The sequence below is a fragment of the Pseudomonas sp. GM30 genome (assembly GCF_000282275.2).
Classification (GTDB): domain Bacteria; phylum Pseudomonadota; class Gammaproteobacteria; order Pseudomonadales; family Pseudomonadaceae; genus Aquipseudomonas.
In genome coordinates this window covers 426,806-448,317 of record NZ_AKJP02000026.1, presented here as the reverse complement: position 1 = coordinate 448,317, position 21,512 = coordinate 426,806, and the positions used below count along the sequence as shown (strand labels likewise).

General features: G+C 60.7%; 16 protein-coding genes. 4 read left to right on the top strand and 12 right to left on the bottom strand.

What is annotated here, in order from left to right; genetic code table 11:
• Positions 1–12 precede the first annotated feature (12 nt).
• Positions 13–2,562 carry a PAS domain-containing hybrid sensor histidine kinase/response regulator gene (locus PMI25_RS17800; protein WP_007965109.1) on the bottom strand — a complete coding sequence of 850 codons (2,550 nt, stop codon included), beginning with the start codon at positions 2,560–2,562 and terminating at the stop codon, positions 13–15.
• 133 nt (positions 2,563–2,695) lie between these two features.
• On the opposite strand from PMI25_RS17800, the gene PMI25_RS17795 reads away from it, so the two are divergent.
• Positions 2,696–3,808 carry a PilT/PilU family type 4a pilus ATPase gene (locus PMI25_RS17795; protein ID WP_007965108.1) on the top strand — a complete coding sequence of 371 codons (1,113 nt, stop codon included), beginning with the start codon at positions 2,696–2,698 and terminating at the stop codon, positions 3,806–3,808.
• A 112-nt stretch (positions 3,809–3,920) separates the two neighbouring features.
• Here PMI25_RS17795 and PMI25_RS17790 read toward each other — a convergent pair whose 3' ends face one another.
• The 10 genes from PMI25_RS17790 to PMI25_RS17745 all read right to left on the bottom strand — a co-directional run bounded on the left by PMI25_RS17790 (position 3,921) and on the right by PMI25_RS17745 (position 16,975).
• Positions 3,921–5,876 carry an acetoacetate--CoA ligase gene (locus PMI25_RS17790; protein ID WP_007965107.1) on the bottom strand — a complete coding sequence of 652 codons (1,956 nt, stop codon included), beginning with the start codon at positions 5,874–5,876 and terminating at the stop codon, positions 3,921–3,923.
• 167 nt (positions 5,877–6,043) lie between these two features.
• Positions 6,044–6,817 carry a 3-hydroxybutyrate dehydrogenase gene (hbdH, locus tag PMI25_RS17785; RefSeq protein WP_007965106.1) on the bottom strand — a complete coding sequence of 258 codons (774 nt, stop codon included), beginning with the start codon at positions 6,815–6,817 and terminating at the stop codon, positions 6,044–6,046.
• A 7-nt stretch (positions 6,818–6,824) separates the two neighbouring features.
• A complete protein-coding gene (locus tag PMI25_RS17780) occupies positions 6,825–8,216 on the bottom strand; it encodes a GntP family permease (protein ID WP_007965105.1) in 1,392 nt (463 codons plus the stop codon).
• A gap of 284 nt (positions 8,217–8,500) precedes the next feature.
• Complete coding sequence (locus PMI25_RS17775; protein ID WP_007965103.1) at positions 8,501–9,916, bottom strand: sigma-54 interaction domain-containing protein; 1,416 nt, start codon at positions 9,914–9,916, stop codon at positions 8,501–8,503.
• A gap of 140 nt (positions 9,917–10,056) precedes the next feature.
• Complete coding sequence (locus PMI25_RS17770; protein ID WP_007965101.1) at positions 10,057–11,631, bottom strand: ABC transporter ATP-binding protein; 1,575 nt, start codon at positions 11,629–11,631, stop codon at positions 10,057–10,059.
• A gap of 9 nt (positions 11,632–11,640) precedes the next feature.
• Positions 11,641–12,663, bottom strand: coding sequence for an ABC transporter permease (locus PMI25_RS17765; protein ID WP_007965100.1), 1,023 nt, complete (start codon positions 12,661–12,663; stop codon positions 11,641–11,643).
• Positions 12,663–13,724, bottom strand: coding sequence for a microcin C ABC transporter permease YejB (locus PMI25_RS17760; RefSeq protein ID WP_007965097.1), 1,062 nt, complete (start codon positions 13,722–13,724; stop codon positions 12,663–12,665). Before PMI25_RS17760 ends, PMI25_RS17765 begins: the two co-directional genes overlap by 1 nt.
• Entirely contained in the window at positions 13,724–15,592 is a 1,869-nt protein-coding gene (locus tag PMI25_RS17755) for an extracellular solute-binding protein (protein WP_007965096.1), read from the bottom strand. The genes PMI25_RS17760 and PMI25_RS17755 overlap by 1 nt, the downstream gene beginning before the upstream one ends.
• Before the next feature lie 135 nt (positions 15,593–15,727).
• Entirely contained in the window at positions 15,728–16,009 is a 282-nt protein-coding gene (locus tag PMI25_RS17750; protein ID WP_007912303.1) for a peptidylprolyl isomerase, read from the bottom strand.
• A 96-nt stretch (positions 16,010–16,105) separates the two neighbouring features.
• On the bottom strand, positions 16,106–16,975 hold the full coding sequence (locus tag PMI25_RS17745) for a lipase family alpha/beta hydrolase (protein WP_007965094.1): 870 nt from the start codon (positions 16,973–16,975) through the stop codon (positions 16,106–16,108).
• A gap of 337 nt (positions 16,976–17,312) precedes the next feature.
• On the opposite strand from PMI25_RS17745, the gene PMI25_RS17740 reads away from it, so the two are divergent.
• Positions 17,313–18,491: a hypothetical protein gene (locus PMI25_RS17740; protein WP_150113644.1), complete on the top strand. Its 1,179-nt coding sequence runs from the start codon at positions 17,313–17,315 to the stop codon at positions 18,489–18,491.
• A 67-nt stretch (positions 18,492–18,558) separates the two neighbouring features.
• Here PMI25_RS17740 and PMI25_RS17735 read toward each other — a convergent pair whose 3' ends face one another.
• The gene (locus PMI25_RS17735; protein ID WP_007965092.1) at positions 18,559–19,623 is read right to left on the bottom strand and encodes a 3-deoxy-7-phosphoheptulonate synthase; all 1,065 of its coding nucleotides are present in this window, start codon (positions 19,621–19,623) and stop codon (positions 18,559–18,561) included.
• Positions 19,624–20,239: 616 nt separating this feature from the next.
• Between PMI25_RS17735 and PMI25_RS17730 the strand changes: the two genes are divergently transcribed.
• Both PMI25_RS17730 and PMI25_RS17725 read left to right on the top strand, forming a co-directional pair.
• Entirely contained in the window at positions 20,240–21,001 is a 762-nt protein-coding gene (locus PMI25_RS17730) for a carbon-nitrogen hydrolase family protein (RefSeq protein ID WP_007965090.1), read from the top strand.
• The gene (locus PMI25_RS17725) at positions 20,998–21,441 is read left to right on the top strand and encodes a GNAT family N-acetyltransferase (protein WP_007965089.1); all 444 of its coding nucleotides are present in this window, start codon (positions 20,998–21,000) and stop codon (positions 21,439–21,441) included. The genes PMI25_RS17730 and PMI25_RS17725 overlap by 4 nt, the downstream gene beginning before the upstream one ends.
• The last annotated feature ends 71 nt before the right edge of the window (positions 21,442–21,512 follow it).

Here is a 21,512-nt window from a genome sequence, read left to right as displayed (position 1 = left end):
CGGGGCGCGGGATTATGCCTCAAGTGACGGCGTTTGGTTGATCATCTCGCGGATCTTGTTGGCCAGCACTTCAATCGAAAACGGCTTGGCCACCATGTCCATGCCGTCCTCGAGAAAGCCCTGACGCTCGGCGGCTTTCTGCGCATAACCGGTCATGAACAGCACTTTCAGGCCCGGACGATGCTGGCGGGCGATTTCCGCCAGTTGCCGGCCGTTCATCCCCGGCAGACCAACGTCGGTCACCAGCAGATCCACGCGCATCTCCGATTCCAGCAGCGGCAGGGCGGCGCTGGCGTCGGCGGCTTCGTGGGCGAGGTAACCCAGCTCCTTGAGCAGATCGAGCACCAGCATGCGCACTGCCGGGTCATCCTCAACCACCACCACGGTTTCGCCGCAAGTGGCCGTCGGCGCGGCACTGAGGGTTTCCACGACTGGCCGTTCGGGTTCCAGCAGGTTCAGACGCGGCAAGTACAAGCGCACACAAGTGCCCTGATTCGGCAGACTGTCGAGGCTGACATGCCCGCCTGACTGCTGGGCGAAACCATATATCATCGACAGCCCGAGCCCGGTGCCCTGGCCGATCGGTTTGGTGGTGAAGAACGGATCGAACGCCTTGGCGCGCACCGACGGCGTCATGCCGGTGCCGTTGTCGCTGACCGCCAGCATCAGGTAGTCGCCGGCCTTGACCGGTTCGAGGGTGGTGATGTCGTTGCCGTCGAGGTAGACGTTGGCGGTTTCGATCAGTAGCTCGCCGCCATCGGGCATGGCGTCGCGGGCGTTGATCACGAGGTTGAGCAAGGCATTTTCCAGTTGGCTGACGTCGGTGCTGATCGGCCAGACATCGTCGGCCAGGCGCAGCGTGAGTTCGATCGGGTCGCCCTTGGTGCGGCGGATCAAATCTTCCAGCGAATGAATCAGTTCGTTGACGTTGAGGGTCTTGCGGTCCAGCGATTGCCGGCGCGAGAACGCCAGCAAGCGATGGGTCAGCGCGGCCGCTCGGTTGGCCGACGACACCGCCGCTTCGGTGAAACGGCCGATTTCATCGGCGCGGCCGTCGGCGATGTAACGCTGCATCAGGTCGAGGCTGCCGATGATTCCGGTGAGCATGTTGTTGAAGTCGTGGGCGATACCGCCGGTGAGCTGGCCGACCGCTTCCATCTTTTGCGCATGGCGCAGCGCGTCTTCGGCACGCTCGCGTTCGAACATCTCGTTCTGCAGGCGTTGATTGGCCTGGGCCAGTTGTTCGGTACGGGCGCTGACCCGTTCTTCCAGGGTTTCATTGAGATTGCGCAGCGCTTCTTCGGTCTTCTTCCGTTCGGATTCGTCGATCACGAAAATATAGAAGCCGTTGACTGCGCCGTCGGCGCCGTGGCGCGGCAGGTAATTCATCAGCGCATGGCGGTTGCTGCCGTCGCGATGCGGGGTGTACAGGCTGAACGAGCACGGCCGCCCGGCCAGCGCCTCGGCAATATACGGCGCGCGCAGGAAGTAGGCTTCTTCGCCGATCACTTCGCGAATGGTGCGGCCATACAGTTCCTGCGGTGTGAGGCCATACCAGTCCAGATACGCCGCGTTGTTCAGGCGAAAGCGCTCTTCGTGGTCGACGTAACTGATGAGGATCGGCATTGCATTGATGATGAGCTGCAATTCCGTCTGGCTCTGGCGCAGCGCCTGTTCGGTGTGCTTGCGCTCGGTCAGGTCCAGCGCGGCGCCGAGGAAGCGCACTGGTCGCCCGTGGTGATCCTTGTAACAGCGGCCCCGGGCAAACACCCAACGCAGCTCTCCGTCGGCTTTCAGCAAGCGATATTCCTCGGCGTACTCGGTGCCGTGGGTGATGCAATGCTTGATGCTGCGGGCGATCAGGGCGCGGTCTTCGGGATGCACGCCTTGCAGGTAATCGCTGATTGGCAACAGGCTGGCCAGCGCCGGGTCGATGCCGTGCAATTGCGCGAAATGCGCGTCGGCAATGAAGCGGTCTTCGCCGATATCCCAATCCCAGGTGCCGACCGCATCGGTGGCGGCCAGTGCCAGTTGCAGGCGTTCCTCGGTATCGCGCTGGGCCTTGAGGCTTTCTTCGGAGCGGCGTTGCAGTTCGAGGGCGATGCGTCGGCGCTCGTTGGTTTCGATAGCCGTCACCAGAATCCCCGCCACGTGCGTATTTTCATCGCGGATGGGGCTGTAGGTCAGGTCCAGCCAGAAGTCGGATTCCCTGCCTTCACGTTGCAGGGTAAATCGTCGTTCGCTGTAGGTACGCACCTGGCCTTGTAGGACGGCTCGATAAATCGGGTCGGTAAAGTCCTGAAGTTCTGGCCATATAAGGTGCGCCGGCTGTCCGAAAGCGTGCGGATGCTTGCTCCCGGCGAGCATCGCAAAGCCATTGTTGTAGATCTGCGTGAGCTGCGGCCCCCACATCAGCAGCATCGGCATCGGCGAGTGAATCACGATGTCCACCGCGGTGCGCAGGCTCTGCGGCCAGGTGCCCGCTGCGCCCAACGGCGTGCGGCTCCAGTCGGTCCGGGCGATCAGGGCTTGGGCGTCATCGGGGGAGGGTGCTGCGTTCATCACATGTATCCTGAGCGTCGGTCAGTGCGTTGGCATCTACTATTCTTGCACTTGCGGTAGACGCTGTATGACCCGTTACGTCACGACACTGGGTCATTTCTGTTAATTGAATGCTTCGCGGGTGCTTTTTGCCATGGAAATCGATGCACTGTTGCTCCGTCTGTCGAGCCAGCACGGCTCTGACCTGTTCCTGTCCACGGGAGCGCCACCCAGTGCGCGCATCGATGGCGTGCTGACGCCGTTCAGCGAGCGGCCGTTCAAGCCCGGTGAGGTCGAGGCCATCGCCAACTCCTTGATGGACGCCGAGCAGCGGCGCGAGTTCGATCGGGATCTGGAAATGAACCTGGCGATTTCCCGTACGGGCATCGGGCGTTTTCGGGTGAACATCTTCAAGCAACGCAATGATGTGTCAATCGTGATCCGCAACGTCAAACTCGATATCCCGCGCTTCGAAGACCTGAAACTGCCGCCGGTTTTACTTGAAACGGTGATGCTCAAACAGGGGCTGATCCTGTTCGTTGGCGCCACCGACTCCGGTAAATCCACCTCGCTGGCCGCGCTGATCGATCACCGCAATCGCCACAGCAGCGGGCACATCATCACCATCGAAGACCCGGTGGAGTATATCCATCGACACCAGCGCTCGATCATCAATCAACGCGAAGTCGGCGTCGATACCCGCAGTTTCCATGCGGCGTTGAAAAATACCCTGCGCCAGGCCCCGGATGTGGTGCTGATCGGCGAAATCCGCGACCGCGAAACCATGGAGCATGCGCTGACGTTCGCCGACACCGGGCATCTGGTGCTGTCGACGCTGCATGCGCACAACGCCAATCAGGCGCTGGACCGTATCGTCAATCTGTTCCCCGAAGAGCGTCGCTCGCAGCTGTTGCATGCGCTGGGCAACAATCTCAAGGCCTTTGTTTCGCAACGGTTGGTGCGCACTGTTGACGGCCAGCGCCGGGCGGCGGTCGAAGTGATGCTCGGCACGCCGACCATCGCCGACCTGATCCGCCGCAACGAGTTGGGCGAACTCAAGGGCATCATGGAGAAGTCCGGTGAGGTCGGCATGCAGACCTTCGACGCGGCGCTGTACGGGCTGGTGGTTGAGGGCGTGATCAGTGAAGACGAAGCGCTCAAACATGCCGATTCGCAAAATAATCTGCGCCTGCGTTTGAAACTGCACGCCGAGACGGGCCCGGCGCCCGCGCCTTCATCATCCGGCGAGTGGGGCCTGATGGACTGAACACCGGTCCCCTGTAGGAGCCAGCCTGCTGGCGATGGCGGCGTATCAGTTGATATTTGTATGGATGACACTTCGCTATCGCCAGCAGGCTGGCTCCTACAAGGGATCAACGTTAATCCGACAGCTCCGGGCGATTGCGAAACTGCTCCAGCGCTTCAGGATTAGCCAACGCATCGGTATTTTTCACCGGTTCGCCATGCACCACATTGCGCACCGCGAGTTCCACCACCTTGCCGCTGATGGTGCGCGGAATATCGGTCACCGCGACGATCTTCGCCGGCACATGGCGCGGTGTGGTGTTGGCGCGGATCACTTGGCGGATCTGCTGTTGCAGGGCGTCATCCAGCGTCACGCCATCCTGCAGACGGACAAACAGCACCACGCGCACATCGTCCTGCCATTGCTGCCCGATCGCCACGCTGTCCAGCACCTGCGGGACTTTCTCGACCTGACGATAGATTTCCGCCGTACCGATGCGCACGCCGCCGGGGTTGAGTACCGCGTCGGAGCGGCCGTGGATCAGCATCCCGCCGTGGGGCAATTGCTCGGCGTAATCGCCCTGGGCCCAGATACCGGGGAACAGGCTGAAATAGGATTTGCGCAGTTTTGCGCCGTCAGGGTCGTGCCACAGACCGACGGGCATCGCCGGGAAGTGTCGGGTGCAGACCAGCTCGCCTTTTTCGCCGATCACGGCAACGCCGGCGTCGTTCCACACTTCAACCGCCATGCCCAGGCTCTTGCCCATGATTTCGCCGCGGCGCACCGCGGACAGAGGGTTGCCATTGACGAAGCACGAGACCACATCGGTGCCGCCGGACATCGACGCCAGGCACACATCGGGCTTGAAGTCGCGGTAGACGAAGTCATAACTCTGCGGCGACAGCGCGGAGCCGGTGCAGAGCAAGGTCTTCAGGCTACTCATATCATGGCTTTGCGCAGGCTTCAAACCGCTGCTTTCCAGCGTTGCGAGAAACTTCGGGCTGGTGCCGAACACGCTGATGCGCTCGTCGTCGATCAGATCCAGCAGTCGTTCATGGCCGGGATGAAACGGCGAGCCGTCATACAGCACCACCGCGCTGCCGACCGCGAGGGCCGAGACCAGCCAGTTCCACATCATCCAGCCGCAAGTGGTATAGTAGAACAACCGGTCACCGGGGCCGAGGTCGACGTGCAGCCCATGCTCCTTGGCATGCTGCAGCAGCACGCCGCCGGTGCTGTGCACGATGCATTTCGGCACGCCGGTAGTGCCACTGGAATACAACACGTACAACGGGTGATTGAACGGCACCGGGACAAAACGCGGTTCGCCGCCGGGTTGGTAGAAATCGTCCCACAACGTCACGTTGGCGTGGGTTTGGTAATCCTCGACGCGGGCTTGCGCGCGGGCATAGGGCACGATGATCAACTGCTGCAGCGATGGCAGTTGCGCGAGGATTTCGTTGATCTTGGCGGTCTGGTCGATGTCTTTGCCGGCGTAACGGTAGCCGGCGCAGGTGATCAACACTTTGGGTTCGATCTGTCCGAAACGGTCGATCACGCCGTGGGTGCCGAAGTCCGGCGACGAGCACGACCAGATCGCCCCGAGGCTGGTGGTCGCGAGCATCGCCACCAAGGTCTGCCAGGTGTTGGGCATGCACGCGGCCACCCGATCACCGAGGCCGATTCCGCAGGCCACAAGGCTGGCCTGAAAACCGGCGACGTGCTCGGCCAGTTCGGCCCAGGTCAGCTGTTCGCGCTGACCGTTTTCCGCCACGGCGATCACTGCGACTGCATCGTCGCGGCGGCGCAGCAGGTGTTCGGCAAAATTCAGGGTCGCACCGGGAAACCATTCGGCACTGGGCATCTGCGCACCTTCACGCAGGACGGCGTCGGGCTGGGTGTGAAAGCGGATGTCGAAGAAGTCGACGATCGCCTGCCAGAACGCTGCACGCTGATCCACGCTCCAACGGTGCAGGTCGGTGTAGCTGCTCAGCGCCAGGCCATGACGCTGATTGATATCGCGGCGGAACTGATCCATGCGCGATCGGGCGATACGCTCGGCATCGGGTTGCCAGAGGATGTCGGACATTGGTTTGCCTCTTGTTGTGTTGTGCAAGCACGCAGGCCAGGGTGTAGGACTTAATTCTGTGGCGAGGGAGCTTGCTCCCGGTCGGCTGCGCAGCAGTCGTAAATTGCCGGGGGCGCCTTCGCCACCCAGCGGGAGCAAGCTCCCTCGCCACAGCGGTTTCGCGTCGTTTATTGCGCCAACCAGCCCCCATCAATATTCCACGCCGCCCCCCGCACCTGGCTGCCAGCCTCACTGCACAGGAACAACACCAATTCCCCCAGATGCTGCGGCGTAACGAACTCCAGCGACGGCTGCTTCTCCGCCAGCAAATCATGCTGCGCCTGCTGCGGATCGACGCCTTTGGCCGCACGATCGTCGATCTGCTTCTGTACCAGCGGCGTCAGCACCCAGCCCGGGCAAATCGCGTTGCAAGTGACGTTGCTGGTGGCTGTTTCCAGGCCAACCACTTTGGTCAAGCCGATCACCCCATGCTTGGCCGCAACATACGCAGCCTTGCCAGTCGAACCCACCTGACCGTGCACCGAGGCAATGTTGACGATTCGTCCCCAGCCCTTGGCGCGCATGCCCGGCAGGCTCAGCCGGGTGCTGTGAAACACCGACGACAGGTTGATCGCGATGATCGAATCCCAGCGTTCCACCGGAAATTCTTCAACGGCGGCCACATGCTGAATCCCGGCGTTGTTGACCAGAATGTCGACGGCGCCGAATTCGCGTTCGGCGTAAGCGATCATGTCGGCAATCTGCGCCGGGTCGCTGACGTCCGCCGGATGATGACCGACCTTGCCGCCGAACTGGCCGACTTCGGCGATCACGCTCGACGCATCACCGAAACCGTTGAGAATCAGGTTGGCGCCGGCCTTGGCCAGGCTCAGGGCGATGCCCAGACCGATGCCGCTGGTGGAACCGGTAACCAGTGCGGTCTTGCCCGAAAGAGTCGTCATGAATACCTCACACAATGCCAGTGGCGTAGAAAGTGCCGATCACTACGAAGACCGCCAGGGTCTTGATCAGCGTAATACAGAAAATGTCTTTATAGGCTTCGCGGTGGGTCAGGCCAGTGACCGCCAGCAGGGTGATCACCGCGCCGTTGTGCGGCAGGGTGTCCATGCCGCCGCTGGCCATCGCCGCCACGCGGTGCAGCACTTCCAGTGGAATGTTCGCCGCGTGGGCCGCCGCGATGAACTGCTCGGACATCGCCGCCAGCGCGATGCTCATGCCGCCCGACGCCGAACCGGTGATACCCGCCAGCAGGGTCACGGTAATCGCTTCGTTGACCAATGGATTGGGGATTTGCTTGAGCCAGTCGGCCAGCACCAGGAAACCCGGAAGCGAGGCAATCACCGCGCCGAAGCCGTATTCCGAGGCGGTGTTCATCGCTGCCAGCAATGCACCGCTGACCGCGCTTTTGCTGCCTTCGGCGAGTTTGCTGCGGATCGCCTTGAAGCCGAACACCAGCACCATCAGGATGCCGATCAGCAACGCCGCCTGCACCGCCCAGATCGCCGTGAGCTTGGCGATTTCCGTGGTCACCGGCGTGGCCATCCCCGGCAGCGCCAGGCTGTGGGTTTTGCCGTACCACTGCGGAATCCACTGGGTGAACAGCAGGTTCATGATGCCTACTGCCAGCAGTGGCGACAGGGCGATCCATGGGTTTGGCAGCTGCAGATCTTCGGCGGTTTCCGGCTCGTTGCGCAGCTCGGTGCCATAACCTTCGCCGGCGCGCTGGGCCTTGTTGCGTTGGCGCTGCAGGAACAGCATGCCGGCGCAGAACACGAAAATCGTGCCGATCACCCCCAGCCACGGCGCGGCCCATGCGGTGGTGTTGAAGAAGGTGCTGGGGATGATGTTCTGAATCTGCGGCGTGCCGGGCAGGGCGTCCATGGTGAACGAGAATGCGCCGAGGGCGATGGTTGCCGGGATCAGGCGCTTGGGGATATTGCTCTGGCGGAACATTTCCGCGGCAAACGGATACACCGCAAACACCACCACGAACAACGACACGCCGCCGTAGGTGAGCAGGGCGCAGACCAGCACGATCACCAGCATTGCCTGGCGAGTGCCGAGCAGGCGAATCGCTGCGGCCACGATCGAACGGGAGAACCCCGACAATTCGATCAACTTGCCGAACACGGCACCGAGCAGGAATACCGGGAAATACAGTTTGATGAAACCGACCATTTTCTCCATGAACACCCCGGTAAAGGCTGGAGCGACGGCGGAGGGGTCAGTAAGCAAAACGGCGCCGAGGGCGGCAATCGGGGCGAAGAGGATGACGCTGTAGCCACGGTAGGCGGCAAGCATCAGCAGCGCGAGGGCTGCCAAAGCGATGATCACACTCATGGAGTGTCTCCAGGGATTGTTATTTTTGTGGGTGTTGCCAGGTAGGAGGGAGCTATAGCGAGATGTGTGCCAGCTTTGTAACACGTTGAAATATATAGGTTTTGTTGATTTTTTGCGTTGAGCTGTTTGAAGGGTTGTCTCGATAGTGAGACTTTTTCAAGATCAAAAGATCGCAGCCTTCGGCAGCTCCTACATGGAATGTCCGTATCTACCCTGTAGGAGCCGCCGAAGGCTGCGATCTCTGGATCTTGAAGTTAATGTCTCGCTAGCGAGACTAAATCTCTTTATTGAGACTCGGCGATCCCCAAGGCCACCATCTTCTTGTACAACGTCGACCGCCCCAACCCCAACCGAGCCGCCGCCTCCGGCACTTTGCCCGCACATTGCGCGAGGGCGGACTGGATCAACTGCCGCTCAAACCGCTGCCGTGCCTCGGCGAAAGTCTCATCCGCCAACGGCTCTCGCGTCGACACCGACGGGCGCTCAACCGGGGTAAAGGTGCCGATGGCCGCGCGAATATCCTCTTCGGTGAGGATCAGGTCATCGCTGAGCAGCGCCGCGCGTTCCAGCACGTTGCGCAACTCACGGATGTTGCCCGGCCACGCATGTTGTCCGAGCAATTCCAGCGCTGCGCGACTCAGCTCATGCTGACTGCGCAGCTCTTCAAGGATCGCCTCGCTGAGCGCTGGCAGATCGTCGAGGCGCTCGCGCAGTGGCGGGACCTGGATCGGCAGCACGTTGAGGCGGTAATACAGGTCGGCGCGGAACTCGCCGCGCTTGATCGCGGCTTGCAGATCGGTCGACGTCGCCGCGATCACTCGCACATCGCTCTGGATCACGTCGTTGGAGCCAACCGGCTCGAACTCCTTTTCCTGCAGCACCCGCAGCAGTTTGCTCTGCAGCGGCAACGGCATGTCGCCGATCTCATCGAGAAACAGCGTGCCGCCCTGAGCGATCTGTAACTTGCCGGTGCGACCCTTGCGGTCGGCGCCGGTAAACGCACCAGGCGCGGTGCCGAAGAATTCGGCTTCCAGCAGCGCTTCGGGAATGGCCGCGCTGTTGATGCTGACGAACGCCTTGTGCGCGCGGGGCGAGGCGCTGTGAATCGCCTGGGCCAGCAACTCCTTGCCGGTGCCGGTTTCGCCGAGCAGCAACACCGGGGATTCGGCGCTGGCGCTGCGGCGGGCGCGGCGCTTGACCTCGAGGCTGGCGCTGCTGGTGCCGATGAAATGGGCGAAGTTGTATTTGGTCTGCCGCGCTCTTAACAGGGAGCGGGTCGAGGCCAGTTCTTCCTGCATGCTCAGGTAGCGCTTGAGCATCGGCGACAGGCTGCGCAATTCATCGAACAGGGCAAACCCGATGGCGCCAATCACCGCCCCGGCGTCGTCGTGGATTGGCAGGCGCATCACCACCAGCGGCTCTTTCGGTGTGTCCTGCATGTCCAGCAGGATTGGCCGGCCGGTGCGCACCACTTCACGCAACAAGCTGCCGGGGATCACGCTTTCGCAGGGTTTGCCGATGGCTTTTTTCGCCGACTCCAGCCCAAAACGCCGGGCATAGCGCTCGTTCATCCAGACGATGTTCGCATCACGATCGACAATCACCGTGCCTTCGCTGGACTGCTCGATGATCTCGAACAGCGAGCGGATCGCCAGCGTGCGCACGCGTTGGTAGTCCTTGAGGCTTTCGGAGGTGTTCATCTGACAGATCCTGAATGTGTTTCGGCTGTGGCGACGCCATCGCGAGCAGGCTCACTCCTACATTTGGAATGCGTTCCACTGTAGGAGTGAGCCTGCTCGCGATAGATGCGACTCGGTATCAAGGCAAGCGCCGATTATGCCTACCCCGGATGCGCCGCCGCCAACAGCTCTTTGGTGTAAGGATGCTGCGGCGAGTCGAACACCTCATGGCTGGCACCGCGCTCGACCACCTTTCCATCCTTGATCACGATCATGTCATGTGCCAGCGCCCGAACCACCGCCAGGTCGTGGCTGATGAACAGGTAGGTCAGGCCATGTTTTTCCTGAAGGTCGCGGAGCAGGGCGACCACTTGTTTCTGCACTGTACGGTCGAGGGCCGAGGTCGGCTCGTCGAGCAGGATCAACGCCGGTTTCAGCACCAGCGCGCGGGCGATGGCGATGCGCTGGCGCTGACCACCGGAAAATTCGTGCGGGTAGCGATGACGACTTTCCGGGTCCAGACCAACTTCCTTGAGCACACGGATCACCTGTGCATCGCACTCATCAGCGCTGGACTGACAGTGCACCTCCAGCCCTTCGCTGATGATCTGTGCCACGGACATCCGTGGACTGAGGCTGCCGAACGGGTCCTGAAACACCACCTGCATCTGCCGACGCCACGGTCGCAATTGCTTCTGATCGAGGCCGTCGAGGGCGGTGCCCTGAAAACGGATACTGCCCTCGGAGTCGAGCAACCGCAGAATCGCCTGGCCCAAGGTCGACTTGCCCGAACCGGACTCGCCGACAATGCCCAGGGTTTTGCCGCGCTGGATATTCAGGCTGATGCCGTCCACCGCACGCAAGTATTGTTTGCGCTGGAACAGACCGCCGCCGACGATGAACTCGACGCGCAGATCATCCACCTCCAGCACGTTCTCGCGCTCGTCCCGGGGCAGGGCTTCGCCCTCCGGTTCGGCATTCAGCAGCACGCAGCTGTAAGGGTGCTTCGGTTCGGTAAACAGAGTTTCGCACGGCGCCTGCTCGACGATTTCGCCAGCCTTCATCACGCACACCCGTTGCGCAATGCTGCGCACCAGATTGAGGTCGTGGCTGATCAGCAGCAGCGACATGCCCAAGCGTTGTTGCAAGGATTTGAGGAGTAGCAGGATCTTGCGCTGCACCGTCACATCCAACGCCGTGGTCGGCTCGTCAGCGATCAGCAGTTCCGGCTCGCAAGCCAGGGCCATGGCGATCATCACCCGTTGCCGCTGGCCGCCGGACAGCTGATGCGGATAGGCCTTGAGACGCTCTTTGGGCTTCTGAATACCCACCAGTTCCAGCAGTTCAAGAATGCGCAGTTGCGCCGCTTTACCGCCCAGACCCCGATGCACCAGCAGCGTCTCGCCGATCTGCTTTTCGATGGTGTGCAGCGGGTTGAGCGAGGTCATCGGCTCCTGGAAGATCATCGCGATGCGGTTGCCACGCAGTTCACGCAAGATCTTCGGGTCGGCGCCGAGCAATTCCTGGCCGCGATAGCGAATGCTGCCGCTGGTTTGCGCATCGCCTTCGGGGAGCAGTTGCAGGATCGAATGCGCGGTCACCGATTTGCCCGAGCCCGACTCGCCGACCAGCGCCAGGCACTCGCCGGGGCGGATGTCCAGGCACAGGTTGCGCACCGCCGGCTGGCCATGGAAGGCGACGTTCAGGTCACGGATTTCGATCAGGTTATCAGTCATGGTCACACTTCAGGATCGAGGGTCGAATGCGTCACGCAACGCTTCGCCGATGAACACCAGTAAAGAAAGAATCAGCGCAAGGGTGAAAAATGCGGTCAGCCCGAGCCACGGCGCTTGCAGATTCTGTTTGCCCTGGCCGATCAGCTCGCCCAGCGAGGCACTGCCGGCGGGCATGCCGAAACCGAGGAAGTCGAGAGCGGTGAGGGTGGAAATCGCCCCGGTCAGAATGAACGGCAGGTAACTCAGCGTCGCGTTCATCGCATTCGGCAGGATGTGGCGGACAATCACCTTGCGGTCGCTCAGACCCAACGCGCGCGCCGCTTTGACGTATTCCAGATTACGCCCGCGCAGGAATTCGGCGCGCACCACATCCACCAGCGCCAGCCATGAAAACAGCGCCATGATCCCCAGCAGCCACCAGAAATTCGGCTCGACGAAACCGGACAGGATGATCAGCAGGTACAGCACCGGCAATCCGCTCCAGACCTCCAGCAGGCGCTGCCCGAGCAGATCGACCCAACCGCCGTAATAGCCTTGCAGGGCGCCGGCAGCAATGCCGATCAGCGCGCTGACGGCGGTCAGCATCAGGGCAAACAGGATTGATACCCGGGCGCCGAAAATCACCCGCGCCAACACATCACGCGCCTGATCGTCGGTACCGAGCCAGTTGACCTTCGAGGGTGGACTCGGTGCAGGTTGATTGAGGTCGTAATTGGGCGTGTCATCGCTGAACGGGATCGGCGGGAACAGCAGCCAGCCGTCGTCCTTGCGGATCAGGTTCTGCACATAGTCACTGCGGTAATCGGCCTGGAACGGCAGTTGCCCGCCAAACTCCTGCTCGGTGTAGCGCTTGAAGACCGGGAAGTAGAGTTGGTTCTGATAGCTGACCACCAGCGGCTTGTCGTTGGCGATCAGTTCACCGCCCAGGGTTACCACGAACAGTCCGATGAACAGCCATAGCGACCACCAGCCACGGCGGTTTTTCTTGAATCGGGCAAAACGGCGACGGCCCAGAGGCGAGAGCTTGAACATCAGGCATTCCTCGCGGCGAAGTCGATACGCGGATCGACCAGGGTGTAGCACAGGTCGCCGATCAGTTTTATCAAGAGGCCGAACAGGGTGAAGATGAACAGCGAGCCGAACACCACCGGATAGTCCCGGGAAACCGCCGCTTCGTAGCTCATGCGGCCGAGACCGTCGAGGGAAAAGATCACTTCGATCAGCAGCGAGCCGGCAAAGAACACACTGATGAACGCCTGCGGAATCCCCGAGACCACCAGCAGCATCGCGTTGCGGAATACGTGGCCGTAAAGCACGCGGCGTTCGCTCAGGCCTTTGGCGCGGGCGGTGACCACATACTGACGGGTGATTTCATTGAGGAACGAGTTCTTGGTGAGGATCGTCAGCGTGGCGAAACCGCCGATCACCAGCGCCGTCACCGGCAACACCAAGTGCCAGAAATAATCGGCGATCTTGCCCAGGGTCGACAGCGATTCGAAGTTGTCGGATACCAGTCCACGCACCGGAAACCAGTTCAATGACGTGCCACCGGCAAACACCACGATCAGAAACATCGCGAACAGAAACGCCGGCATCGCGTAGCCGATGATGATCGCGGTGCTGCTCCAGATGTCGAAATGGCTGCCGTGATGCACCGCTTTGCGGATGCCCAGCGGGATCGACACCAGATAGGTGATCAGCGTCGCCCACAAGCCGAGGGAAATGGTCACCGGCATTTTTTCCAGAATCAGGTCGGTGACCGTCGCGCCGCGGAAAAAGCTTTTGCCGAAGTCCAGCTGTGCGTAGTTCTTGAGCATCAGCCACAGGCGTTCATGCGCCGGCTTGTCGAAACCGTATTGCTTTTCGATGTCCTTGATCAGTTGCGGATCGAGGCCACGGCTGGCACGCGAGGTGTTGCTCATGGTCTCGCTGGCACTGCCGCCGACACTCGCACCGCCGATCCCTTGCAGATGGGCGATGGCCTGTTCGACCGGGCCACCGGGTGCCGCTTGAATGATCACGAAATTGACCAGCAGGATGATCACCAGCGTCGGAATGATCAGCAGCAGGCGCCGCAGAATGTATGCCCACATCAGTGCGGTCCTCCGGGTCTGCCACGCCCGATCTTTTCGGCGGTCATCTGCTGGTTGGTCAACGGCGTGCTGCTGATTTCCCACCAGCTCTCGATGGCTTCGTCATTGCTGGCCTGGATCGCCGGCATGCCGAAACGGTTCCACCAGACGGTCGAGGTACCCGGCGGGTAATAGTTGGGTATCCAGTAGTAGTTCCATTGCAACACCCGATCCAGTGCATGGGCGTAGTGCAGCATGTCGCTCTGGGTGGAGGCGCGGATCAGGCCGTTGATCAATGTGTCGACTGCCGGATTTTTCAGCACCATGTAGTTATTGGCGCCGGGATCGTTAGCCGATATCGAACCGAAGTAGTTGAGCAACTCGCCACCCGGAGACGTGCTGACCGGGTAGCCGGTGACAATCATGTCGTAGTCGCGGCTCATCAGGCGATTGACGTATTGCGAGGAGTCGATGCGACGGATATTCAGGTCGATACCGATCTGTTTCAGCGTGCGTTTGTAAGGCAGCAGCAGGCGATCCATGCCGTTCTGGCTGACCAGAAAGGTAAAACTCAGCGGCTCGCCCTCGGCGTTGACCAGTTGATCGCCATCAGGTTTCCAGCCGGCCTGTTCGAGCAACTGCAGCGCTTGCAGCTGTTTGTCGCGGATCAGGCCGCTGCCATCGGTTTTCGGCGCCTCGAAGACCTGAGTGAAGACCTCGTCGGGAACCTGCCCGCGCAACGGCTCGAGGATTTTCAGTTCGGCGGCATCCGGCAGCTCGCGGGCGGCCAGTGCGGTGTTGGAGAAATAGCTTTGCTGGCGGATGTACATGTTGCGCATCATCTGCCGGTTGCTCCACTCGAAATCCCAGAGCATCGCCAGCGCCTGGCGTACCCGACGATCCTGAAACATCGGTTTCTGCAGATTGAACACGAAACCCTGAGCCGATTGCGGAGCCTCGGTGGCCAGATGGGCCTTCTGCAAACGACCGTCACTCAGCGCAGGGCTGTCGTAACCGATCGAATAGCCGGTGGCGGAAAACTCGCGGTTGTAGTCATAGGCACCGCCGCGCAACACCTGGCGTGCGACATCGGTGTCGCCGAAATACTCGATGCTGAAGTGATCGAAGTTGTACAGGCCACGACTGACCGGCAGATCCTTGCCCCACCAGTCGGGGTTTCGTTCAAAGGTGATGCTGCGCCCGGAGTCAACCTTGCCGACCCGATACGGGCCGCTGCCCAGTGGAGGTTCATAGCCACCGCCGCCAGCGAAGTCGCGGGTTTTCCACCAGTGCTCGGGGAATACCGGCAGGGTGGCGATGTCCAGCGGCAAGGTGCGGTTCTCGTTGCTTTTGAAGTCGAAGCGCACGGTCAGCGGCGCTTCCACTTCCACGCCTTTGACGTCGGCGAACTGCGTGCGATAGCGCAGGCTGCCCTGGGTCATCAGCAGGTCATAGGTGTAGCGCACGTCTTCGGCAGTGATCGGCTTGCCGTCAGCGAAGCGTGCCTTGGGATCGATGAAGAAGCGCAGCGACAGGCCATCTTCCGAGCGCTCCATCTTTTGTGCCACCAGGCCGTAGACGGTGTAAGGCTCGTCCATCGAACGCTGGGCCAGCGGCGAATAGAGCATGCCGTCGATCTGGGTGACGCCGATACCTTTGTCTATATAAGGCAGGATGTGATCGAAATGCCCGATCTCTATCGCCGAACGGCGCAGGGTGCCACCCTTGGGCGCCTGCGGATTGGTGTAGTCGAAGTGGCTGAAACCGGCCGGGTATTTGGCAGGTTCGCCATAGACGGTCAACGCGTGTTGCGGGGCAGCGTCCACACCAGCGGCGCCCAACAGCAGGGCCACGGCAGTGAACAGCAAGGTCGGGAAAGCCAGTCGCATTGTCAGCCTTAAAGCCGGGTGATCGATAAGCGCAATTTGTACGCGAGCGGCGCGTCAGTCGCCAGCCGTATCCTGTAACCAAAACACAACGGCCCACCAAAAGGCGGGCCGTTGCACAGCAGACCGGACGCGGGATCAGTCCTGGCGGCTGGTGACTTCGAGCAGGTGATAACCGAACTGGGTCTTCACCGGGCCTTGCACGACGTTGATCGGCGCGCTGAAGACCACGGTGTCGAATTCCTTGACCATCTGGCCAGGACCGAACGAACCCAGGTCGCCGCCCTGACGGCTGGACGGGCAGGTGGAGTTGGCCTTGGCGACTTCGGCGAAATCAGCACCGCCTTCGATCTGGGCCTTGAGTTCGTTGCACTTGTCTTCGCTGGAAACCAGGATGTGGCGGGCAGTGGCTTTAGCCATGGGGAAAATCTCCAATCTATTTCAGTAAAGTGTGGAGCCTACCGGATTCAGTAAGCGATTTCTCGGCAAAGTTCCACTCGGTACATTGACGTACATCTACAGTTGCGCTGCCTTCAGGCGCATCGCGTGCTCGACATAGAGTCCGATGGAATCAAGACCGGGTTTGCGCAAACCGTCTGGACGACGCAGGCTGGCGAGATGATTGAGGGGGTAGTCGGAGCGGATGACCCGGCCCAGATGCGAGCTGTAGCGGCCGACGAAACCATCGTTCTGTCCGGCCTCGATGACAAAATGGCCCGCCAGTGCCCGGCAGACGGCATGTACCGGATCCATTGTCTGTAACAAATCGTCTTGCAGCGTACCGCTCCAGGAATAGTAGTGAACGCCGTTGACCTGCTCCGCACCTTGGCCGCCCCATGTCGCGGGCAGGCCTTGCGGGTACTTTCTGTTGAATTGGCCGACACCTGTGGTCGTCAGAGCGTTGAGTGCCGCCACGGCTTGCTGTGGCAGGGCTTGTTGACCGCTGAGCAGCGACAGGAGGTCCGCGAATCGGCTTGCCAGTTGTTCCGCCACCTGCTCCGGCAGGCTCCCCGGAATCAATGCGCGGCGCAATGCATCAGCGAGTTCCGAGCCGTGGTTGGGGCCGCTGACCGAGGTGACCGAAGCGATTTTTTCCGGCGCCAGCGCAGCGGCGTAACGACAGGCCAACGCGCCCTGGCTATGTCCGATCAGGTTGACCTTGCCGGCGCCTGTTCCTTGCAGAACACGTTCGATCTGCGACATCAATTGCTGGCCGCGTACTTCGTTGTCATGGGTCGCAGACAGCTGCGGCACAAACACTTGTCCGCCAGCCTCTCTCAGCGCTTGCTTGACATCATGAAAAAGCTCGAAACGGCCGATACGGTCAAACCCGAACAGGCCATGGACCAAAAGGATGGGGTAGCGAGTTGTCGCATTCCGTTGCATGTTCCTGCCTCTTTTGCTGATGCTGGTCAGTGGTTGGTGCGTGCCACTGTAAAACAGGCCTGCGGGTTGGCGATGTCTGAAAAATCCTCGGAGTGGAGGGGAATCTGGACTAAAAATGGTGCGAATTTTCGTTTCTGCTTGAGGGGCTAGTCGGAACATTTGGCAATCTTTTGCCGCGTATGGACCGATTCGTTACCGTCTGCCTACGTCGTGCGGCGTGTTTACCTCGGGGGTGCGGGGCTTCGGGCTGACTTCGCCCATTCGCTGGATGATGTTCAATGGAGTTCGTTCGACGCTGCCTTGATGGTGGCGTTCTATCCAAGGAGTGGAGCTGCGAATGTCTATCTACGAAGTCACTAGCGAGTCTTGTGCAATGCCGGCAGAAAATGCCTTCCCCTTGTCGGTTGCCACCGAGGGGGCTGGTCATCTGAGCCTGAAGGTGGACGGTGAAAATCTCGAATTCAGCTATCGGCCGATACCTGCACCGGCGTCATCGCCAGCCTTGTACCTGTCTGCCCCGGTGATCGAAGTGTTGGAGGGCGGGATGCTTGATCCTTCTCTGAGCAACGCCTTCGTCAGGATTGCGCCTTATCCGAACATGCTCTGCGGCGACAAACTGGTGCTGAGCTGGCAAGGGCTCGACGATGAAGGACTGGCTTATAGTCATGAAGCCACTCGCTCGGTAAGCGAAGGTCAGGTGGGCGCGGAAATCGTCTTTGTCATAAAAGGTCAGCACGTTGCGGCGCTGGAGCGTGGCTCACTGGAGGTTTACTGGACGCTGCACAGCGTTGCACTGTCCCAACCGGTGTCATCCCGTCGCCTGCAGCTGGATGTGGGCGATCCCGAGCCTGGGCTGCTTGCACCAATCATTGAAGAAACAGTCGGTGGAACGCTCGACCCATCCCGTGTTCCGCAGGGGACAAGTGTCATCGTACGGCCCTATGCCCGGATGGCCGCCGGTGACCGCATCAGCCTGTCCTGGCAGGGCGCCGAGGGGATGCCGGTGTTCAATGATTCTCTGATCGTAGAACCGTTTGCCGTTGGCCAGGCGCTGTCTTTCTGGATAACCGCCGATTGCATCTCGGCTCATTCCACACAAGAGGTGAGCGTCAGTTACCGGGTTGAATCAGCAGCGGCCCAGGTGAGGAACTCCGTGAACTCGCGAGTTCTGATCGCACCGTTGATTCGAGGAGATCTTGCGGCACCCCAGGTGCTGGAAGCACAAGACGGTGAGCTGGAGGCCGGAGACACCGTGGACGGGGTTACCGTGGTGATTGGCGATGCCCAGGCCGAGGAAGGAGAGTTGGTGTACCTGAAATGCGATGGCGAGTACTTCAGTCATCGCGACGACCGGGACATCACTCGGGAAAACGCCGGGCAACCTCTGGTATTCATCGTGCCGTACCGCTTCTGGCGCGAGCATCGGGAAACCGTAGTGCAGGTATCGTATTTGGTGGAGCGACTGGATGATGCCAGTCAGGCTTCCGGTATTACCCGCATTCGGGTGCGGGCGTAACCCTGGATTGAGCGATGGTTCGACCTTTGCGGGTTTTTGATTCGACCCGCAAAGGCGGTTCTGACCGTCAGGTTTTAAGCCGTTTGGCCGCGTTCGACAACAACTGCTCCGTCGCACTGAACCCCAGGCAACCATCGGTGACCGATACGCCATAGCGCAGGGCAGGGCTCAAAGGCTGACAGCCCTCGAACAGATGGGATTCGATCATCATGCCGATCAAGGCGCGATCACCTTGCAGGCGTTGTTCGAGCACCTCGTTGAACACGTCAGGCTGGCGCAGTGGATCCTTGCCACTGTTCGCGTGGCTGCAGTCGACCATGATACGGCTCGGTATCTTCAGGCGGTTCAGGTCGGCATGTACCCGGGCGACGCTTTCGCGATCGTAGTTCGGGCCTTGATGACCACCGCGCAGTACCAGGTGCGTATCGGGGTTGCCGGGTGTCTGAATGATTGCCGGGTGCCCTTGGCTGTCGACGCCGAAGTGTCGATGCGGGTGGGCTGCCGAACGCATGGCATCGACAGCCACGGTTACGCCACCGTCGGTGCCGTTCTTGAAGCCAACGGGCATGCTCAGGCCGCTGGCCATTTCCCGATGGATCTGCGACTCGGTGGTGCGTGCACCGATGGCAACCCAACTGAGCAGGTCGTCGAAGTAGCCGGCGGCCATTGGTTGCAGCAGCTCGGTGGCGATGGGCAGTCCCAGGCGGATCATCTCAAGCATCAATTCACGCGACAGGGTCAGGCCGGCGGCCATGTCATCGCTGCCATCGAGGTGCGGATCGTACGCCAGGCCTTTCCAGCCGACGGTGGTGCGTGGTTTTTCGATGTAGGCGCGCATCACCAGCAACATCTCGTCGCTGACTTCATGGGCCAGGCGGGAAAGTTTTTCGGCGTATTCGAGTGCGGAGCGCGGGTCATGAATCGAGCAAGGGCCGACAACGACCAGCAGACGATGGTCTTCGCCATCGAGAATCGCGCGGACCGCCTGGCGGTGGGCTGCGACTTGCTGGGCGAGGGCATTGCTCAGGGGCAATTGCTGTTTGAGCTGTAACGAGCTGGGCAGACGCAGGGTCAGTGCTTCGTTGGCAGAGTTCAGGGTGGTCAGTGGCAGAGCAGAAACAGACGAGTTCATATTCGGGATTCCTGGGCTGGCGGCGGGTGCTTCCCGCTCACTCGGCCCTACTGGGGTGTTCGACAATTGGCCGTATTGGCTGCGTGTGAGTGCTTGCCACCTGTGGGTGACCGATCGGAGGCGGCAGGCTGTCCCGAGCGGAGGCTGCTAAATCGCCAGGCGGTAAAAGTGTCGTAACGGTAATAAGTGGCGTAGTTCATGTGGTGATTCCTCAAAGTGTCTGGTGTGTTGCTGAAAAAATTCGGGCCTGAAAAAACAAAACCCCCGGTCGGGAGGCCGACCGGGGGTTGAGAATTCTCTGGTAGGCGACCCGTTTTCATGGGCGCCGTGTGGGTATCAGGCGCGCCAGTGGCTAAACCAATACCCAAAATAAAAGCTTGCTGGAGCGCACACGTCATTCGCCCGGGCAGCCGCAACCGAGCGCGGGGCGCTGGCGGAACGAAGCTGTGAGAGGGCGTTGAACATGGTTTGTCTCCGATGAATGCGCCGAGCTTACTAGAGGCCCGTACGCCTGAGCAATCAGAAATTGCTATCGATCATTCAAGGCGTTACCTATCGTTCTGGTGCCTCGGACGTTGTGACACACTGAGATTTTGCGCAAGCCCAAGGATGAATAATGTCGACGTTCACCATTGCTGCAGCCCAATCGTTTTCCGTTGCCGGTGATCTGGCGGCGAACATCGCCCGTCATTTGCGCTTCATGGCCGTGGCGGCTGAGCAGGGCGTCGAGTTGCTGGTGTTCCCGGAGCTGTCGCTGACAGGCTACGAAGGCCAGATGGCCGCCGACCTGGCAATCGATCCGCAGGACACGGTGCTGCAACCCTTGCGCGATTGCGCTCGCGAGCTGGGCCTCACCGCTGTCGTCGGCATGCCGATTCGCCACGAGGACAGTGCGCAGGTATTGATCGGCGCGCTGACGTTAGCCGGGGACGGTTCTCTCAAGGTTTACAGCAAACAACATTTGCACAGTGGCGAAGAACTCTTTTATGCCCCTGGGGCTGGTGGTTCTACCTTGCGGATAGCCAGCGATACCGTCGCGCTGGCGGTCTGTGCTGATTTTTCCCACGCCAGTCACGCGGCAGCGGCCGCCGAGGTTGGCGCCGACCTGTACGCAGCAGGCGTGCTGATTGGCGAGAAAGGTTATGGCGTAGATAGCGCAATACTGCAGGGCTATGCCCAAAACCACTCAATGGCGGTGCTGATGGCCAATCACGCCGGGCTCACGGGTGGATGGCAATCGGCGGGGCGCAGTGCAGTCTGGTCTGAAAATGGCACGCTGGTCGCCGCCGCGCCAGGCCCTGGTGAACTGTTGGTCGTCGCGCGACGTGATGCCGGCGAATGGCAGGGACGGGTAGTACCCGTGGTGGTGGGGCAATGACTTACCGTTTGCGTCGCGCCGAACCGTCTGATCGGGTATTTGCCCGAGAGCTGACGTGTCAGAACATGCTGCGCTATTACATTGCCCATGATCTGCTGTGGCAGGACGAAGCATTCGACGTTGCCTGGGATGGCCGGGACAACTGGCTGATCCTACTTGGTGAAATTCCTGTGGGATTTTTCAGTCTCAGTCGCGATCGCCGAGCCTTGTACATACGCGAGCTGCAAATAGCCGAGGCCTCTCGCAGGCAGGGTGCGGGATCCTGGGCGATTGATCAGGTTGTCGCCCTGGCTTGTGGCGAAAAACTCCAGGCACTGCGTTTGACAGTATTCAAAAATAATCCGGCGCAAAGTCTGTATAAGAGAAAAGGCTTCAAGGTGTGTGGCGAGGACGAGTGTTTCCTGAGGATGCAGCTCGATTTCGGTACACCTGTGCTCTGAAACCCACGGCCGGCAAGCCCTCGATGATGAATTGAAACTTTTTAAATGACGCTTGCCGCTAGGTCTGTCCG

Bases quoted from the DNA above. Each gene is read 5' to 3' on its own strand.
- PMI25_RS17775 (WP_007965103.1), bottom strand. From the start codon at position 9,916: ATGAACACCTCCGAAAGCCTCAAGGACTACCAACGCGTGCGCACGCTG.
- PMI25_RS17725 (WP_007965089.1), top strand. From the start codon at position 20,998: ATGACTTACCGTTTGCGTCGCGCCGAACCGTCTGATCGGGTATTTGCC.
- PMI25_RS17730 (WP_007965090.1), top strand. From the start codon at position 20,240: ATGTCGACGTTCACCATTGCTGCAGCCCAATCGTTTTCCGTTGCCGGT.
- PMI25_RS17735 (WP_007965092.1), bottom strand. From the start codon at position 19,623: ATGAACTCGTCTGTTTCTGCTCTGCCACTGACCACCCTGAACTCTGCC.
- PMI25_RS17750 (WP_007912303.1), bottom strand. From the start codon at position 16,009: ATGGCTAAAGCCACTGCCCGCCACATCCTGGTTTCCAGCGAAGACAAG.
- PMI25_RS17780 (WP_007965105.1), bottom strand. From the start codon at position 8,216: ATGAGTGTGATCATCGCTTTGGCAGCCCTCGCGCTGCTGATGCTTGCC.
- PMI25_RS17755 (WP_007965096.1), bottom strand. From the start codon at position 15,592: ATGCGACTGGCTTTCCCGACCTTGCTGTTCACTGCCGTGGCCCTGCTG.
- PMI25_RS17745 (WP_007965094.1), bottom strand. From the start codon at position 16,975: ATGCAACGGAATGCGACAACTCGCTACCCCATCCTTTTGGTCCATGGC.
- hbdH (WP_007965106.1), bottom strand. From the start codon at position 6,817: ATGACGACTCTTTCGGGCAAGACCGCACTGGTTACCGGTTCCACCAGC.
- PMI25_RS17740 (WP_150113644.1), top strand. From the start codon at position 17,313: ATGTCTATCTACGAAGTCACTAGCGAGTCTTGTGCAATGCCGGCAGAA.
- PMI25_RS17770 (WP_007965101.1), bottom strand. From the start codon at position 11,631: ATGACTGATAACCTGATCGAAATCCGTGACCTGAACGTCGCCTTCCAT.
- PMI25_RS17765 (WP_007965100.1), bottom strand. From the start codon at position 12,663: ATGTTCAAGCTCTCGCCTCTGGGCCGTCGCCGTTTTGCCCGATTCAAG.
- PMI25_RS17760 (WP_007965097.1), bottom strand. From the start codon at position 13,724: ATGTGGGCATACATTCTGCGGCGCCTGCTGCTGATCATTCCGACGCTG.
- PMI25_RS17795 (WP_007965108.1), top strand. From the start codon at position 2,696: ATGGAAATCGATGCACTGTTGCTCCGTCTGTCGAGCCAGCACGGCTCT.
- PMI25_RS17790 (WP_007965107.1), bottom strand. From the start codon at position 5,876: ATGTCCGACATCCTCTGGCAACCCGATGCCGAGCGTATCGCCCGATCG.
- PMI25_RS17800 (WP_007965109.1), bottom strand. From the start codon at position 2,562: ATGAACGCAGCACCCTCCCCCGATGACGCCCAAGCCCTGATCGCCCGG.